This window comes from Pseudonocardia tropica (assembly GCF_040105315.1).
GTDB lineage: Bacteria > Actinomycetota > Actinomycetes > Mycobacteriales > Pseudonocardiaceae > Pseudonocardia > Pseudonocardia alni.
In genome coordinates this window covers 216,537-232,377 of the sequence record NZ_JBEDNP010000003.1, presented here as the reverse complement: position 1 = coordinate 232,377, position 15,841 = coordinate 216,537, and the positions used below count along the sequence as shown (strand labels likewise).

Sequence of the window (15,841 nt, the reverse complement as noted above, 5' to 3'; positions counted from 1 at the left end):
TCAGCGGCGGCGCTGGTGGAGCCACCAGCGCACCAGCACGACCAGTGCGGACAGCAGCGCGAGCAGCGACACGACCTGCCACGCCAGCGGCGACCCGATGCCGGTCGTCGCGAGGACCTCGTCGGCGACGTCGACCGGGACGGTGGCGAGCAGTTCGGACATATCACCCAGGCTACCGGCTCCGGGTCGTCGTCGGGCGGACACCGCACGGAACGGGTGACCCGTCTACCCTCGCGGCGTGCGACTGAGCCACTTCCGGGAACTGATGGAGGGCGAGTTCGGGCCGGTCCGGGCGGCGTCGCTGGCCCGTGACCACGTCTTCGCCGACCTCGGCGGCCGGACCGTCGAACAGGCGATCGAGGCGGGCCTCGACCTGCGCCGGGTCTGGCGCGCCGTCTGCGCGGCCTACGAGGTCCCACCCGCACGGCGGTAGCGGCGCCCGGACGGTCGTCGTGACCGCTCGGCTCCCGTGGGTACCCGGTCGGCGTGTCGCGGTGTCGGATCGAACGCGTGTTCGTCTACGGTTCCGGCAGGGCTCGCGGTACCGGTCCTGCGGCGTGGTCTCGGACGAGTTGTCCACAGGCGCCGATCCGGGCCCGGAACTGTCGGGGGTACCCCATACCGTTGTGGTGTGCCTCCCCGAAAGACACCAGCAGGACCCGATCGTCGACCACCAGCGAGGAGTCAAGAGATGTCCGCTCCGGACCGCGGCAAGGCGCTCGAACTCGCCCTCGCCCAGATCGAGAAGAACCACGGCAAGGGATCGGTGATGCGCCTGGGCGACCAGGCCCGCGTCCCGATCAGTGCCATCTCCACGGGCTCCATCGCGCTCGACGTCGCGCTCGGCGTCGGGGGCATCCCGCGCGGCCGCGTCGTGGAGATCTACGGCCCGGAGTCCAGCGGTAAGACGACCGTCGCGCTGCACTGCGTGGCGAGCGCGCAGGCCGCGGGCGGTGTCGCCGCGTTCATCGACGCCGAGCACGCGCTCGACCCGGAGTACGCCAAGGCGCTCGGTGTCGACACCGACGACCTGCTGGTCTCCCAGCCGGACACCGGTGAGCAGGCGCTGGAGATCGCGGACATGCTGATCCGCTCCGGTGCGCTCGACATCATCGTCATCGACTCGGTGGCCGCGCTCGTGCCGCGCGCCGAGATCGAGGGCGAGATGGGCGACAGCCACGTCGGTCTGCAGGCCCGGCTGATGAGCCAGGCGCTACGGAAGATCACCGGTGCGCTCAGCAACTCCGGCACCACCGCGATCTTCATCAACCAGCTGCGCGAGAAGATCGGCGTGATGTTCGGGTCCCCGGAGACCACGACCGGTGGTAAGGCGCTGAAGTTCTACGCGTCGGTCCGCATGGACATCCGCCGCATCGAGACCCTGAAGGACGGCACCGACATGGTCGGCAGCCGGACCCGGGTGAAGGTCGTGAAGAACAAGGTGGCCCCGCCGTTCAAGCAGGCGGAGTTCGACGTGCTCTACGGCGTCGGCATCTCCAAGGAGGGCTCGCTGATCGACGTGGGCGTCGAGCAGGGGATCATCCGCAAGTCCGGCGCCTGGTACACCTACGAGGGCGACCAGATGGGGCAGGGCAAGGAGAACGCCCGCAAGTTCCTCAAGGAGAACCCGGACGTCGCCGCCGAGGTCGAGAAGCGCATCAAGGAGAAGCTGGGGATCGGCGCCGTCGTCGACGCCGAGGAGGCCAGCCCGGTCGAGCCCCTCCCGGCCCCGGTCGACTTCTGAGCGTGACCGGCGAGCACGACGGGTCCGGAGGCACGTCCGGACAGGACGGTGCGGTGCCGCCCAGGTCCCGCACCGTCCCGCTCGACGACCTGTTCGGCGTGGCCCCGTCGGTGACCGACGAGCAGGATCCACCCACGATCCGGACCGCCGACCCGACCGGCGGTGAGCCGGGGGAGTCGGCCGCCGAGCCCTCAGCGGTCCCGGGCTGGGACACGAGCCCCCACCAGGTCTCGTTCGCCGTACTCAGCGGCGCCGACGAGGCCCCCACGACGGCCGGCGACCCGCCCGGGACCCGGTCGACGGGCCCGGCGGTGGACGACGCGACGAACGACGACACGGACGAGGTGGCGAACCCCGCCCCGGTCCGCAGGCTGACCGTCGACGCCTCCGACGCCGCTTCCGGCGGGAGCAGGGACGACGGCGACGGAGCGAGGCCCGACCTACCGCGCGTGGTGTCCTTCGAGGAGCTGTCCGGACAGGGGCCGCGCCGCAGCGGACCCCACCGGGACCGCGCCGCCCCGCGTCGGCGTCCGGCCGCCACGGCGGGCGCGACCGACCAGGACGGCGCGAGCGCCACGGTCGATGCGGCCGTCCGCACCGGCACGGCGTCCGGCCGGGCCGGGCCGATCGGCGGGGCCCGTCCCACCGTGGAGGCCGGGACGGCCGAGGACGCCGGTCCGGACACCGGACAGGACCTCGACCGGGAGCGCGCCGCTCCCCGGGGCCGCCGCCGCGGCGAGGGCCGTGGCCGGGGCCGCCGTCGGGGCGAGGACGCCGCCCCCCGCGTCGAGACACCGCAGGAGCAGGAGACCCGCGCCCGCGACATCTGCCTGCGCCTGCTCACCGACCGCGCCCGCACGGTCAAGGAGCTCGGCGACGCGCTGCGCCGCAAGGAGATCCCCGACGAGGTCGCGCACCGCGTCCTCGACCGGTTCGACGAGGTCGGACTCGTCGACGACCAGGCCTTCGCCGAGCAGTGGGTCCGGTCCCGGCACCGCCACCGCGGCCTCGGCAGGCGGGCGATCGCGATGGAGCTGCACCGCAAGGGCGTCGACCGCGAGATCGCCGACGAGGCGCTCACCGACATCGACGACGACTCCGAACGCGACCGGGCCCGCGAGCTCGTCGTACGGCGCCTGCGGAGCCTGCCCGTCGGGAACCGCGAGGAGCGTCAGTCCAGCGCCCGCAAGCTGGTCGGCATGCTCGCGCGCAAGGGCTACGGGCCCGGGGTCGCCTACGGGGTGGTCAAGGAGGAGATCGCCGCCGCCGGTGCGGAGGCCGACGAGCTGGGCGAGGCCCCACCCGAGGACTGACCCGTCCCGGGCGGGACCCGCCGGCCGGTCACGACCGCAGGTAGCAGGCGAACCAGTCCCGCATCGTCGACGCGAGGTAGTGGGTGGGCGGCACCTGCTCGGCGGGGAGCAGTGCGAATCCCTGTGCGATCTCGACGGTGGTCCCGACCGCGCTCATCGCCGCACCGCCGGACCCGGGGTGGTCCCGTCCTGCCCGCGGGTCGCCCCCACCGCTGTCGTACCCGGGACCAGGGACCCCGGGGGACCAGCGTCACGCGCCGTCGTCCTCCTGCGCCGCGGCGGCATGATCCGCCGCTGCGGACGACCCTTCCGGTCGTTTGCGCAGAGCAACCGCGGAGGACGCCGAGCGGTCTCCGAGAGTCCACAGTCGAGTCGCGGGACGGAGAACCGGTTCTGCGTGCGGATCAGTGGTGCCAAACTGGTGATTGCGTGCATAAGATGCCCGCCGATCCGCACTTCGTGATCCACGGACGGTGCGACTAGTCGATTCCGGGAGGGTTTTCGTGAGGATCCGAGGACGAGTGGCCGGTGCCGCGCTGGCGGCGACGGCGCTGTTCGCGCTGGCGGGCTGCGGCGGGGGAGAGGGGAGCGGCGGGACCGCCGCGCAGCCGAGCGGCCAGGCGCAGGGCGGCACACTGACGGTGTTCGCCGCGGCGTCGCTGACCGGCACGTTCGGTGACCTGGAGAAGCAGTTCGAGGCCGCCAACCCGGGCACGGACGTGGTGTTCAACTTCGCCGGGTCCTCGGCCCTGGCCCAGCAGATCAACCAGGGCGCCCCGGCCGACGTGTTCGCCTCGGCCGACCAGAACAACATGACCAAGGTGACCGACGCGGGCAACGCCCAGGGCGGGCCCGAGGTCTTCGCCACCAACACCCTGCAGATCGCGGTCGCGCCGCAGAACCCGAAGCAGATCGCGTCGCTGCAGGACCTGGGCAGACCCGGCCTGCGGACCGTGGTCTGCGCCCCGCAGGTGCCGTGCGGCTCGGCGACGGAGAAGGTCGAGAAGGCCGCCGGCGTGGACATCACGCCCGTCTCCGAGGAACAGGACGTCAAGTCGGTGCTGCAGAAGGTCACCACCGGCAACGCCGACGCCGGGCTCGTCTACCGGACCGACGTCACCGCATCGAAGGGGCAGGCGCAGGGCGTCGACATCCCGCAGGCGTCGCAGGCGGTCAACCAGTACCCGATCGTCGTCCTGAAGAACACGAAGAACGCCGAGCTGGCGCAGAAGTGGGTGCAGTTCGTGAACGGCGACGAGGGCCGTCAGGTCCTCGGGGCGGCCGGCTTCGGCGCCCCCTGACCCCGGGTCAGGGCGCGGGGGCCGACACCCGTCCCACGAGCCAGGGGTAGGAGTCCGACAGCGCCTGGGAGAACAGGTCGAAGTCGTGCCCGCCCCCGGGCACGATCACCAGCCGGTTCTCGACACCGGCCCGGGTCGCCACCGCCGACAGTGTGCGCGCGGCGGCGGCCGGGTCGGTGTCGGCGTCGCCCGCCTCGAACCAGCCGGCGATCCCGGGGGTCCGGTTCGCGGCCAGCAGCGTCGCCGGGTCGTGCGCGGCGAACGCGGTCTGCGATCCACCGAACAGCGCCGCGACGGTGTCCGGGACCCCGCCGTCGGAGTCCCCGACCCGCGGGCCGAGCAACCCGGCGTAGTCGCCGAACGTGGCGAACACCGTGGGGTGGCGCAGCGCCAGCATCACCGCGCAGCTGCCACCCTCGGACAACCCCGCCACCGACCACGACGGCCCCGGCGGCCGCGTCCCGAACAGCCTGCTCACCACCCGGGGCACGTCGCGGGTCAGGTAGGTCTCGACCTTCGCGGTCGGGGTGTCGACGCACTCGGAGTCCGCGGTGTAGGTGCCGTTGACGTCGGGCATCACCAGGATCGGCGCCACCCCGCGATGCTGGGCGGCCCAGGTGTTCGCGACGTCGGCGGCGCCCCCGGAGTCCACCCAGTCCACCGGACGGCCGGGGGTCCCGTGCAGCAGCACGATCACCGGCAGCCGCGGCCGGGGGCGCTCGTACCAGGCGGGCGGCACCCACACGACCGCGGGCCGGGCCGCGAAGTGCGACGCCGTCCCCGGGATCGGGACCTGCACGACCTGCCCGGTCGCCGGGACCGTCCGGCTCAGCAGCAGCTGGGCGACCCCGATCCCCTCCACCGGTCCGGTCCCGGCCACGTCGCCGACGGTCCGCAGGTAGTCCAGACCGGCGTTCACCCCGACCAGGGCGTTCGCCGGCAGCACCACCGCGACGACGCCCGTCGCGCCCAGCCGGGCGAGGATCCGCAGCGACCGGTACCGGGACCGCCCGGCCCGCCGCACCCCCAGGACGACCAGCACGAGGACCACCACACCGGCGAGGGCGAACCCCGTCACGAACTGCCACGTGGTGATCGGGACCGCGTCGATCCCGGTGGTGCCGTCCATGGACCGTTCTCCTCGTGTCGTGCCCGCGAGATCGTCCCGTGCCGCTGTGAGGCCCGGGTGAGAACACGGTGAGGATCTGCTGAGTCCACTGCCCAGCCGGGTGACACCGGTCCTGGCGTCGCCGGTGTGGAGTCGACGCGGGGGAGTGGCCGGAGCACCGGCTGCCGCCGACCCCGCTCATCCGGGCCCACACCGAGCTGGGCGACGGTCTGCTGCCGTGGGTGGCCGTGCCGGCCGTCGTCGTCGCGGTCGGGGCGGTGGTGACGACGGTGCGGACCGGGGACTCCGGGGCGCGTGCCGCGTGGACCGGCCAGGTCGCCGAGCGGCCGCTGGGCGGGTCGCCGGGGGAGCCGGACGGCGGCCTGACCGCCCGCGCCCCCTGAGGCCCCGGCGCCGCCCTCAGCGCGGCGCGCCGTACCAGCGCCACCGGACCGGCGCGGGCACACCGCGCCACGACGCCCGGCCGGTGTGGTGCAGCAGCGCCCCGGCCGGGTCGTCGCCCGCGTCGACGTCCGGCCACAGCCGGGCGAGCACGTCCCGGCACGTGGCCGGCGGCAGCGTCCACGCCGGGTCGGTGGCCCGGGTGATGTCGTGGGTGTGCACCAGCACCTCGACGACGCCCATCGCGGCGAACCCGGCCGCGTCGGCGTCGCCGTAGGGGTGCCAGCCGCGCACCCCCGCGGGGGCGGTCCGCACGGCGGCGGCGAGCATCGCCCCGCCGGTCGCGATGACCTGCAGCAGCCCGGCGGTGCCGACGCCGTCGGGCACCACGATCTCGAACGGCGGGTAGTCCTCGGGCGGCGCGAGCGCCACCTGGGCCGCGTAGCCGAACAGGTCGTCCGCGACGTGCACCACGGTGTCGCGGCACGACCAGTCCAGCGGTCCGGCCGGGGCGGACCAGCCGTCGTCGGGCACCGTCGCCAGGGCTCCGACCAGTACCGTCACCGCGTCCTCGACGTCCTCAGCGCGCATCGGTGCACCGTGCCCTGTGGGCGGGAACCCGGGCCAGCGCATTAGGCTTCCGCGGTGGCCCACGAGGACGAACGCATCGCACTGCTGCTCGACTACGAGAACCTCGCGATCGGCGCCCGCGACGGGCTCGGGGTCGTCCCCTTCGACTTCGGCCCGGTGGCCGACGCGCTCGCCGAGCGCGGGCGGGTCGTGGTCCGCCGCGCCTACGCCGACTGGTCCTCCTTCGACGAGGACCGCCGCCTGATGGCCCGCGCCCAGGTGGAGCTCATCGAGATCCCGCAGCGGATCGGCGGCTCCCGCAAGAACGCGGCGGACATCAAGCTCGCCGTCGACGCGATCGAGCTCGCCTACGAGCGGGAGTTCATCACCACCTTCGCCATCGGCACCGGCGACTCCGACTTCACCCCGCTCATGCACAAGCTGCGCGAGCTGGACAAGCGCGTGATCGGGATCGGGGTGCAGTCCTCGACCTCGGCGCTGCTTCCGCCCGCCTGCGACGAGTTCCTGTTCTACGACCGGCTCCCCGGTGTCGAGCCGTCCCAGGCGCCCGCCCCGCCGCGTCGTCGCCGTGGGAGTCCCCGGCCCGCCCCGGCCCCGGTCGCGGGACCGGTGTCGACGCCCGCGCCGGTCGCGGTCCCGGAGCCGGAACCGGCCCCGACCGTCCCGCCGGACCCGTTCGACGTCACCTTCTCCGACGGCAGCGACGACACCGCCACCACCGGAGCCGAGGAGCGCGACGTCGCGGGGCTCGTCGTCAGCACCCTGGGCGGTCTCGCCCGGCAGGCCGACGGCACGGTCCTGGCGTCGCGGCTCAAGCGCGCGATCCTGCGCAAGGACCCGACCTTCGACGAGGCCGACCACGGCTTCCGTGGTTTCGGGGAGCTGCTGCGCCACCTGCAGGACCGCGGCGCGGTCACGCTGACCACCGGTGCTGCGCAGGGTGACCCCGAGGTGGCGCTGCCCGACGACCCGGACGCCGACCACGACGCGTTCGCGCTGCTCGTCGACGTGGTGCGCGAGATCGCCACGGCCGGGGATCCGCCGCAGCTGTCCGGGCTGAAGAACCAGCTCCGCAAGCGGGTGCCGGACTTCTCCGAGAAGCGCTACGGCTTCGGCAGCTTCCTGTCCTTCGCGAAGGCGGCCCGCGCCCGGGACCTCATCGCGATGGAGTGGAGCGACGACACCGGCGACTACGTGCTGCGCCCGACGTCCTGACCGCACACGACCGCGCCCCCACCGACGAGGTCGGCGGGGGCGCGGCCGCGGTACTGCGGGGCCTCAGCGGCCGGTGGCCTTGCGGGTCCCGCGCTGGAACAGCCTGCCCGCGCGCGAGGTGACCGCACCGGTCACGCCGAACGCGGTGGCGACCGCCCCGGCGGCGACGCGGCTGGTGAACCGGATCGGGTTCAGCGGCTTGTAGACGCGCAGGGCGAGGTCCTCGAGCTGCGAGGCGGCACGCTCGCCGTTCTCGTAGAGCCGACGGGCCAGACGGGCCCCGGTGTCGTCGAGGTCGTCCTCGACACGGGCGCTCACGCGCGCGGCCCGGTCCGCGGTGCGCACCGCGGACTCTGCACCCTGGTCGGCGACGGCCTTGACGGTCTCGGCGGACCGCTCCGCGGACGCCGACACCTCACCCGCGACCTGCCTGCCCGTGCTCCGGGCGTTCCCGGCCAGCTGCTCGCCGGTGGCCTTCGCGGCCTCGGCAGCGGCCTTGCCCGCCTTCTTCGGGTCCTTGCCCTGGTCGTCGACCTTGTGGGCCTCGGCGGCGATCTTGTCGGCGCCCTTCGTGACGGCGTCGCCGGCCTTCGCCGCGCTGTCACCGGTCTCGCCGGCGACCTTCTTGGCAGTGGTCCTCGTGTCGGCACCGATCGTGTCGGCGGCCCTGCCGGTGGTCTCGGCGGCCTTCGACGCGGTGTCGCCGACCGCGGTCGCCGTGGCGCTCGCGGCGGCCTTCGTGGCGGTGCCGGCGTCGGCGTCGGCGTCGATGGGGCGGCGCTCGCGCACCGAGCCGTCGGTGCCGTGGACGACGAGGTTGCCGCCGCCGTCGTTGGCGATGATCTCCACCGCCCGGGTGATGGCCTCGGCCTGGGTGCTCGTGCGGGCACTCGGGCGCTGGGCGTCTTCCTTCTCGACGGTCCAGCCGTCGTCGACCGGCTTGACGTGGCGGTCGGCCATGGCGGGTTCCTCCCCTTGCGGGACTGACTCGGGCGAACCGGGGTATCCGGATCGGTCTTCTCTCCCGGAGATGCCCGACGATCGCTGTGCGTAAACGCAGGTCAGCGAGGGGTGGCGAGCGTCTCGTTCCGCCGCACGACCGCGATCACGGCGGCCAGGACGCCGAGGACCAGCGGCGTGACGACCAGCGCTCCGCCGTGCAGGACGACGGCCTGGGTGAGCGCCGCACCGATCATGAGCAGGACGAGCCCGGCGGCGGCCGGGGCGGCGAAGCGCCGGGTGCACAGCCCGATCCCGCCGGCCAGCTCGAGGAACCCGACGACGTAGCGCAGCCACTGGCCGAGGCCGATCCCGTCGAAGATCGCGACGGCGAACGGGTCGCCCCAGAACTTCGGCAGCGCCGAGGCCAGGACGAAGAACAGGCCGAGCAGGATCTGCAGCACCCACAGCGCGCGGTGCGCGGCGACCGGCATACGGCGGGTGGGGGAGGGGGCGGTCATGGTGGCCTCCGCGGGCACGGCCCCGGCGGTTCCGGGGCACTCACCGCCTACGACCGGCGGGCCCCGGAGAACTCATCGCCTCGCGCGGCGACCGGGGCGGGGATACACCACCGGGCATCGGGCCCGCGGCGCGTGGCCGCGGTACCCGATGACCCGATGGTGCCCGGCATCGACAGGGGCTCCCGGTTCTGCAGATGCCGGTCACGGGGTTCAACGCCCGACCCGCCGTCGGGTTGTGGGTGCAGTGGCCCCGGTCTCGCCCGCCACCGTGAACGGCACCGCGCCGGCGACGGGCGGGGGCGGATCGCGGTGTGCATCCGATGAGGAGCATTGCGTCACGATCGCCGGTAGAAGACCGGCGACGGACGGAGTGATCCAGGCCATACTCGTCGCATGCGCGATGAGCGGTGGCGGGTCGAGGTCGGTACGGAGAACGCGACGTGGCTGGCGACGCGGTGCCGCACCGCGATGCTGGCCCGGGAGTACCGGCCGGTCGACATGGGCGACGGCGTCGTGGCGTTCGACCGGCTCGCTCTCGGCGCGATCCGCGAGCTCGGCGAGGAGGAGGACGGCTACATCTCCGACGACGCCGAGGGCGTGCGGATCTGGATCGGCGACGACGCGTACGAGCTGGAGCGCGTGGAGTGACCCCGGCACGCGAGAGGGGCCCGGCCTGTGCGGCCGGGCCCCTCGGGCGTGCGTACGACGTCAGGCGATCTGGCGGTCGCCCGGGTCGATCGGGCGGGGCAGCACGGAGCGGCCGGTGAGCCACTCGTCCACACCGGCGGCCGCGGAGCGGCCCTCCGCGATGGCCCACACGATCAGCGACTGGCCGCGGCCGATGTCACCGGCGACGAACACGCCGTCGACCGAGGACATGTAGCGCTCGTCGCGGGCGACGTTGCCGCGCTCGTCGAGGTCGACCTCGAGGTCGTTCAGCAGGGCGCCCTTCTCCGGGCCGACGAAGCCCATCGCGAGGAGCACCAGCTGGGCCGGGAGCTCCTGGTCGGTGCCCTCGACCGGCTCGAAGCCCTTCTCGCCGCGGGTGACCTCGACGATCCGGATGCCGGCCAGCTTGCCGTCGGCGTCCTTCACGAACTCGGTCGTGTTGACCGAGAACAGCCGTTCGCCGCCCTCCTCGTGGGCCGAGGAGACGCGGTAGACCATCGGGTAGGTCGGCCAGGGCATGCCGTCGGTGCGGTGCTCGGGCGGGGTCGGCATGATCTCCAGCTGGGTCACCGACTTCGCACCCTGGCGGTGCGAGGTGCCCAGGCAGTCGGCGCCGGTGTCACCGCCCCCGATGATCACGACGTCCTTGCCCTCGGCGGAGATGGGCGGTGCGTCCATGTCGCCCTGCTGCACGTGGTTGGCCCACGGCAGGAACTCCATCGCCTGGTAGACGCCTTCGGCGTCGCGGCCGTCGGCGGGCAGGTCGCGCCACGCCGTCGCGCCACCGGCGAGGACGACCGCGTCGAAGTCCGCCCGCAGCTGCTCGACGGTGATGTCGGTGCCGACGTCGACCGAGGCCCGGAAGTGGGTGCCCTCGGCGACCATCTGCTCCAGGCGCCGGTCCAGGCGCGCCTTCTCCATCTTGAACTCGGGGATGCCGTAGCGCAGCAGCCCGCCGATGCGGTCGGCCCGCTCGAACACGACGACGTCGTGCCCGACCCGGGTCAGCTGCTGGGCGGCGGCGAGCCCGGCCGGACCCGACCCGACGACGGCGACCTTCTTGCCGGTCTTCACCTCGGGCACCTGCGGGCCGACCCAGCCCTCGTCCCAGGCCTTGTCGACGATCTCGATCTCGACCTGCTTGATCGTGACCGCGTCGTCGTTGATGGCGAGCACGCACGCCGCCTCGCACGGGGCGGGGCACAGCGTCCCGGTGAACTCCGGGAAGTTGTTCGTGGCGTGCAGCCGCTCGATCGCCTCCCGCCAGTCCTGGCGGTAGACCAGGTCGTTCCACTCGGGGATGAGGTTCCCCAGCGGGCAGCCCTGGTGGCAGAACGGGATGCCGCAGTTCATGCAGCGCCCGGCCTGCTTCTCGAGGGTCTGCTTCGGGAAGTCCTCGTAGACCTCGCGCCAGTCCATCAGCCGCAGGTCCACCGGCCGCCGCGTGGGCGTCTGCCGGGGAGTGGTCATGAAGCCCTTGGGGTCACCCATGAGCAGCCTCCATGATCGCCTGGTTGACATCGCGGCCCTCGCGCTCGGCGTTCTCCGTCGCGAGCAGCACGCGCTTGTAGTCCTTGGGCATGACCTTGCCGAACCGCTCGACGGCGGCGTCCCACTCGGTGAGCAGCGCGTGCGCCACCGCGGAACCGGTCTCGGCGTGGTGCCGCTCGACGAGGTCGTGCACGATCGACCGGTCCTCGTCCGAGAGCGGGTCGAGGTCGACCATCTCGGGGTTGACCCGGTTGCGGTCCACGTCGAGGAGATAGGCCACGCCGCCGGACATGCCGGCCGCGAAGTTGCGCCCGGTCCGCCCGAGGACGACGACCCGGCCACCGGTCATGTACTCGCAGCCGTGGTCACCGACGCCCTCGACGACGGCCACCGCACCCGAGTTCCGGACGCAGAACCGCTCGCCGACGACACCGCGGATGAACATCTCGCCCGAGGTCGCGCCGTAGCCGATCACGTTGCCGGCGATGACGTTCTCCTCGGCGATGAACGGCGACGACGGGTCCGGCCGCAGGGTCAGCCGGCCACCGGACAGGCCCTTGCCGAAGTAGTCGTTGGTGTCGCCGACCAGCCGCAGCGTGATGCCCTTGGGCACGAACGCACCGAAGCTCTGCCCGGCCGCGCCGGTGAACGTGATGTCGATCGTGTCGTCGGGCAGGCCCTTGCCGCCGTGGGCACGGGTGAGCTCGGACCCGAGCATCGTGCCGACGGTGCGGTTCACGTTGCGCACCGGCAGGTCCAGCCGGACCCGGTCGCCGTTGCGCAGCGCGCCCTCGGCCAGCTGGATCATGGTGTTGTCCAGCGCCTTGTCCAGGCCGTGGTCCTGCTCGCGGGTCCGCTTGCGCGGCGCGTCGTCCGGCACGTCGGCGATCTTGAAGATCGGCGAGAGGTCCAGGTGCCTGGACTTCCAGTGCTGGGCGGCGGTGTCGACGTCGAGCACGTCGGCCCGGCCGATCGCCTCGTCGAGCGAGCGGAAGCCCAGCTCGGCGAGGATCTCGCGGACCTCCTGCGCCACGAACCTCATGAAGTTCACGACGTACTCGGCCTTGCCGTTGAACTTCTTGCGCAGCTCCGGGTTCTGCGTCGCGACGCCGACCGGACAGGTGTCCAGGTGACAGACGCGCATCATGATGCAGCCCGACACGACCAGCGGGGCGGTCGCGAAGCCGTACTCCTCGGCGCCGAGCAGCGCCGCGATGACGACGTCGCGCCCGGTCTTGAGCTGGCCGTCGGCCTGCACGGTGATCCGGTCACGCAGCCCGTTGGCCATCAGCGTCTGCTGGGTCTCGGCCAGGCCGAGCTCCCACGGACCGCCCGCGTGCTTGATCGAGGACAGCGGCGAGGCGCCGGTGCCGCCGTCGTGGCCCGAGATGAGCACGACGTCGGAGTGCGCCTTGGACACGCCGGCCGCCACGGTCCCGACGCCGACCTGGGACACCAGCTTCACGTGGATGCGGGCCCGCGGGTTGGCGTTCTTCAGGTCGTGGATGAGCTGCTTGATGTCCTCGATCGAGTAGATGTCGTGGTGCGGCGGCGGCGAGATGAGACCGACGCCGGGCGTCGAGTACCGGGTGGTCGCGATCCACGGGTAGACCTTGCCGCCGGGCAGCTGGCCGCCCTCACCGGGCTTGGCGCCCTGGGCGATCTTGATCTGGATGTCGTCGGCGTTGACCAGGTACTCGGAGGTGACGCCGAACCGGCCGGACGCCGCCTGCTTGACCGCACTGCGCCGGGAGTCGCCGTTCGGGTCCGCGGTGAAGCGGTCCGGGTCCTCGCCGCCCTCCCCGGTGTTGGACCGGCCGCCGATGCGGTTCATCGCGATCGCCAGGGTCTCGTGCATCTCCTGCGAGATGGAGCCGTAGGAGATCGCACCGGTCGCGAACCGGGTCATGATCGACTCGATCGACTCGACCTCGTCGATCGACACGGGCTCGCGCCGGCCGTCCTTGAACGTGAACAGGCCGCGCAGCGTCATCAGCTTCCGCGCCTGGTCGTCGACGGCCTTCGTGTACTCCTTGAAGACCTCGTACTTCCCGGCCCGCGTGGAGTGCTGCAGCTTGAAGACGGTCTGCGGGTTGAACAGGTGCGGCTCGCCCTCGCGGCGCCACTGGTACTCGCCACCGACCGGCAGCGCCCGGTGCGAGGCGCGGACGTCGTCGGCCGGGTAGGCGCGGCGGTGGTGGGAGAGGACCTCCTCGGCGAGCACGTCGAAGCCGACGCCGCCCAGCCGCGAGGTGGTGCCCACGAACGCCGAGTCCACGACCTCGGACCCGAGACCGATGGCCTCGAAGATCTGCGCGCCGGTGTAGGACGCGACGGTCGAGACGCCCATCTTCGACATGGTCTTGCGGACGCCCTTGCCGAGCGCCTTGACCAGGTTCTTGGCCGCGGTCCGGCCGTCGACGCCGGGGACGTCGCCGCGCTCGGCGAGGTCCTCGACCGTGGCCATCGCCAGGTACGGGTTCACCGCCGAGGCGCCGTAGCCCAGCAGCAGCGCGATGTGGTGCACCTCGCGGGCGTCGGCGGACTCGACGAGCAGCCCGACCCGGGTCCGGGAACGCTCCCGCACCAGGTGGTGGTGCACGGCGCCGGTGAGCAGCAGCGACGGGATCGGCGCGTGCTCGGTGTCCACCCCGCGCTGGGACAGCACGATCAGGCGGGCCCCGCCCTCGATCGCGCGGGACACCTCCTGCTTGATCTCGGCCAGCCGCGACAGCATGCCCTTGCCGCCGTCGCGGGCGAAGAACGTGCCCCGCACGACGTGGGAGTTGAAGCCCGGGAACTCGCCGTCGTCGTTGATGTGGACGATCTTCGCGAGGTCGTCGTTGGTCAGCACCGGGAACGGCACGACGATCGTGCGGCAGTGCGCGGGCGTCGCGTCGAGCAGGTTCTGCTCCGGCCCGAGCTGGCTGAACAGCGAGGTGACGAGCTCCTCGCGGATCGCGTCCAGCGGCGGGTTGGTGACCTGGGCGAACAGCTGGATGAAGTAGTCGTAGAGCTGACGCGGGCGCTCGGAGATGGCCGCGATCGGCGCGTCGTTGCCCATCGAGCCGATCGGCTCGGCCCCGGTGACCGCCATCGGGCGGAGCAGCAGGTTGAGCTCCTCCTCGGTGTAGCCGAGGGCCTGCTGGCGCAGGTTGAGCGTCTCGTGGGTCGGGGTCTCGCGGGTACGCGTGGGCAGGTCGTCGAGCCGGATCAGACCGGCGTGCAGCCAGTCGGTGTACGGCTGCTCGGCGGCCAGCGCACCCTTGACCTCGTCGTCGTCGACGATCTTGCCGCGCTCGGTGTCGATGAGGAACATGCGGCCCGGCTCGAGGCGGCCCTTGCGGACGACCTTGTCGGGCGCGACGTCCAGCACGCCGACCTCGGAGGCGAGCACGACCAGGCCGTCCTCGGTGACCCAGTAGCGGGCCGGGCGCAGGCCGTTGCGGTCGAGGACCGCGCCGATCTGGGTGCCGTCGGTGAACGCGACCAGGGCCGGTCCGTCCCACGGCTCCATCAGCGTGGAGTGGTACTCGTAGAACGCCCGCCGGGCGGGGTCCATCTCGGTGTTGTGCTCCCAGGCCTCCGGGATCATCATCAGCACCGCGTGCGGCAGGCTGCGCCCGGACAGGTGCAGCAGCTCCAGGACCTCGTCGAAGGTGGCCGAGTCCGACGCGTCCGGGGTGACGATCGGGGTCAGCCGCGACAGGTCGCCGGGCAGGTTCGCGGACTCCAGCAGCGACTCGCGGGCCGCCATCCAGTTCCGGTTGCCGCGCAGGGTGTTGATCTCACCGTTGTGCGCCACGTAGCGGAACGGGTGCGCCAGCGGCCACGCCGGGAACGTGTTCGTGGAGAACCGCGAGTGCACGATCGCCAGCGCGGAGGTCACGCGCTCGTCGTTCAGGTCCGGGTAGAACGCGGCGACCTGCGGCTCGGCGAGCATGCCCTTGTAGATGACGGTGCGCGGCGACAGCGACGGGAAGTAGGTCTCGGTGTCGTGCTCGACCCGCTTCCGGAAGCAGAACGCGCGGCGTTCCAGCTCGATGCCGGCGGGCGCGCTCTCCGGGGCGTCCCCGGTCAGCTCCACACCGCCGACGAACAGCTGGCGGAAGCCGGGCATCGCGTCCCGGGCGATGGAGCCCAGGTCGGCGGCGTCGGGGTCGGTCGGGAGCTCGCGCCACCCGAGGACCGTGAGGTCCTCCTCGGCGGCGAGCGCGTCGATCCGCTCGATCGCCGCGGCGGCCTCGGCCCCGTCACGCGGCAGCATCGCGATGCCGGTGGCGTAGGCGCCCTCCGCGGGCAGGTCGAAGTCGGTGACCTCGCGGTAGAACGCGTCCGGGACCTGGATCAGGATCCCGGCACCGTCACCGGTGTTGTACTCGGCGCCACGCGCACCGCGGTGCTCCAGTCGCAGCAGGGCCTCGATGGCCTTCTGCACGATGGCATGGCTGCGCTTGCCGGTGACGTCGGCCAACATGGCCACACCGCAGGCGTCGTGCTCGTGATCGGCGGCGTACAGCCCACCGGGCGAGGGGCGACGCGTCTGG

The 15,841-nt window shown here is 72.8% G+C and carries 15 protein-coding genes; 7 read left to right on the top strand and 8 right to left on the bottom strand.

Annotation, left to right across the window (positions count from 1 at the left end; genetic code table 11):
- Entirely contained in the window at positions 1 to 162 is a 162-nt protein-coding gene (locus tag WHI96_RS06690; RefSeq protein ID WP_167379121.1) for a hypothetical protein, read from the bottom strand.
- A gap of 76 nt (positions 163 to 238) precedes the next feature.
- Between WHI96_RS06690 and WHI96_RS06685 the strand changes: the two genes are divergently transcribed.
- The 3 genes from WHI96_RS06685 to WHI96_RS06675 all read left to right on the top strand — a co-directional run bounded on the left by WHI96_RS06685 (position 239) and on the right by WHI96_RS06675 (position 3,057).
- A complete protein-coding gene (locus tag WHI96_RS06685) occupies positions 239 to 433 on the top strand; it encodes a DUF3046 domain-containing protein (RefSeq protein ID WP_226355854.1) in 195 nt (64 codons plus the stop codon).
- Between the two features lie 258 nt (positions 434 to 691).
- Positions 692 to 1,744 carry a recombinase RecA gene (recA, locus tag WHI96_RS06680; RefSeq protein WP_345642604.1) on the top strand — a complete coding sequence of 351 codons (1,053 nt, stop codon included), beginning with the start codon at positions 692 to 694 and terminating at the stop codon, positions 1,742 to 1,744.
- Between the two features lie 53 nt (positions 1,745 to 1,797).
- On the top strand, positions 1,798 to 3,057 hold the full coding sequence (locus tag WHI96_RS06675) for a regulatory protein RecX (RefSeq protein ID WP_345642602.1): 1,260 nt from the start codon (positions 1,798 to 1,800) through the stop codon (positions 3,055 to 3,057).
- Positions 3,058 to 3,085: 28 nt separating this feature from the next.
- On the opposite strand, the gene WHI96_RS06670 is transcribed toward WHI96_RS06675, so the two are convergent.
- Positions 3,086 to 3,214, bottom strand: a complete 129-nt coding sequence (locus WHI96_RS06670; protein ID WP_345642600.1) for a hypothetical protein — start codon at positions 3,212 to 3,214, stop codon at positions 3,086 to 3,088.
- A gap of 352 nt (positions 3,215 to 3,566) precedes the next feature.
- Between WHI96_RS06670 and modA the strand changes: the two genes are divergently transcribed.
- Positions 3,567 to 4,358, top strand: a complete 792-nt coding sequence (gene modA, locus WHI96_RS06665) for a molybdate ABC transporter substrate-binding protein (RefSeq protein WP_425571557.1) — start codon at positions 3,567 to 3,569, stop codon at positions 4,356 to 4,358.
- A 7-nt stretch (positions 4,359 to 4,365) separates the two neighbouring features.
- Here the strand turns inward: modA and WHI96_RS06660 are convergent, their stop codons facing one another.
- Complete coding sequence (locus WHI96_RS06660) at positions 4,366 to 5,487, bottom strand: alpha/beta hydrolase (protein WP_345642593.1); 1,122 nt, start codon at positions 5,485 to 5,487, stop codon at positions 4,366 to 4,368.
- A gap of 221 nt (positions 5,488 to 5,708) precedes the next feature.
- Between WHI96_RS06660 and WHI96_RS06655 the strand changes: the two genes are divergently transcribed.
- Positions 5,709 to 5,870 (top strand): hypothetical protein, encoded by a 162-nt coding sequence (locus tag WHI96_RS06655; protein ID WP_345642590.1) that lies wholly within the window; start codon positions 5,709 to 5,711, stop codon positions 5,868 to 5,870.
- Between the two features lie 16 nt (positions 5,871 to 5,886).
- On the opposite strand, the gene WHI96_RS06650 is transcribed toward WHI96_RS06655, so the two are convergent.
- Entirely contained in the window at positions 5,887 to 6,459 is a 573-nt protein-coding gene (locus WHI96_RS06650) for a maleylpyruvate isomerase N-terminal domain-containing protein (protein ID WP_345642587.1), read from the bottom strand.
- Positions 6,460 to 6,513: 54 nt separating this feature from the next.
- Here WHI96_RS06650 and WHI96_RS06645 point away from each other — a divergent pair, with 54 nt between their 5' ends.
- Entirely contained in the window at positions 6,514 to 7,674 is a 1,161-nt protein-coding gene (locus WHI96_RS06645) for an NYN domain-containing protein (RefSeq protein ID WP_345642584.1), read from the top strand.
- A 63-nt stretch (positions 7,675 to 7,737) separates the two neighbouring features.
- On the opposite strand, the gene WHI96_RS06640 is transcribed toward WHI96_RS06645, so the two are convergent.
- Positions 7,738 to 8,634, bottom strand: coding sequence for a DUF2188 domain-containing protein (locus WHI96_RS06640; protein WP_345642581.1), 897 nt, complete (start codon positions 8,632 to 8,634; stop codon positions 7,738 to 7,740).
- Positions 8,635 to 8,735: 101 nt separating this feature from the next.
- Positions 8,736 to 9,134, bottom strand: a complete 399-nt coding sequence (locus WHI96_RS06635) for a DoxX family protein (RefSeq protein ID WP_345642578.1) — start codon at positions 9,132 to 9,134, stop codon at positions 8,736 to 8,738.
- 393 nt (positions 9,135 to 9,527) lie between these two features.
- Here WHI96_RS06635 and WHI96_RS06630 point away from each other — a divergent pair, with 393 nt between their 5' ends.
- Entirely contained in the window at positions 9,528 to 9,782 is a 255-nt protein-coding gene (locus WHI96_RS06630; RefSeq protein WP_345642575.1) for a hypothetical protein, read from the top strand.
- A 60-nt stretch (positions 9,783 to 9,842) separates the two neighbouring features.
- On the opposite strand, the gene WHI96_RS06625 is transcribed toward WHI96_RS06630, so the two are convergent.
- Positions 9,843 to 11,294, bottom strand: a complete 1,452-nt coding sequence (locus tag WHI96_RS06625; protein ID WP_345642573.1) for a glutamate synthase subunit beta — start codon at positions 11,292 to 11,294, stop codon at positions 9,843 to 9,845.
- Positions 11,287 to 15,771, bottom strand: a complete 4,485-nt coding sequence (gene gltB / locus WHI96_RS06620; protein WP_425571556.1) for a glutamate synthase large subunit — start codon at positions 15,769 to 15,771, stop codon at positions 11,287 to 11,289. The genes WHI96_RS06625 and gltB overlap by 8 nt, the downstream gene beginning before the upstream one ends.
- Between the last annotated feature and the right edge of the window lie 70 nt (positions 15,772 to 15,841).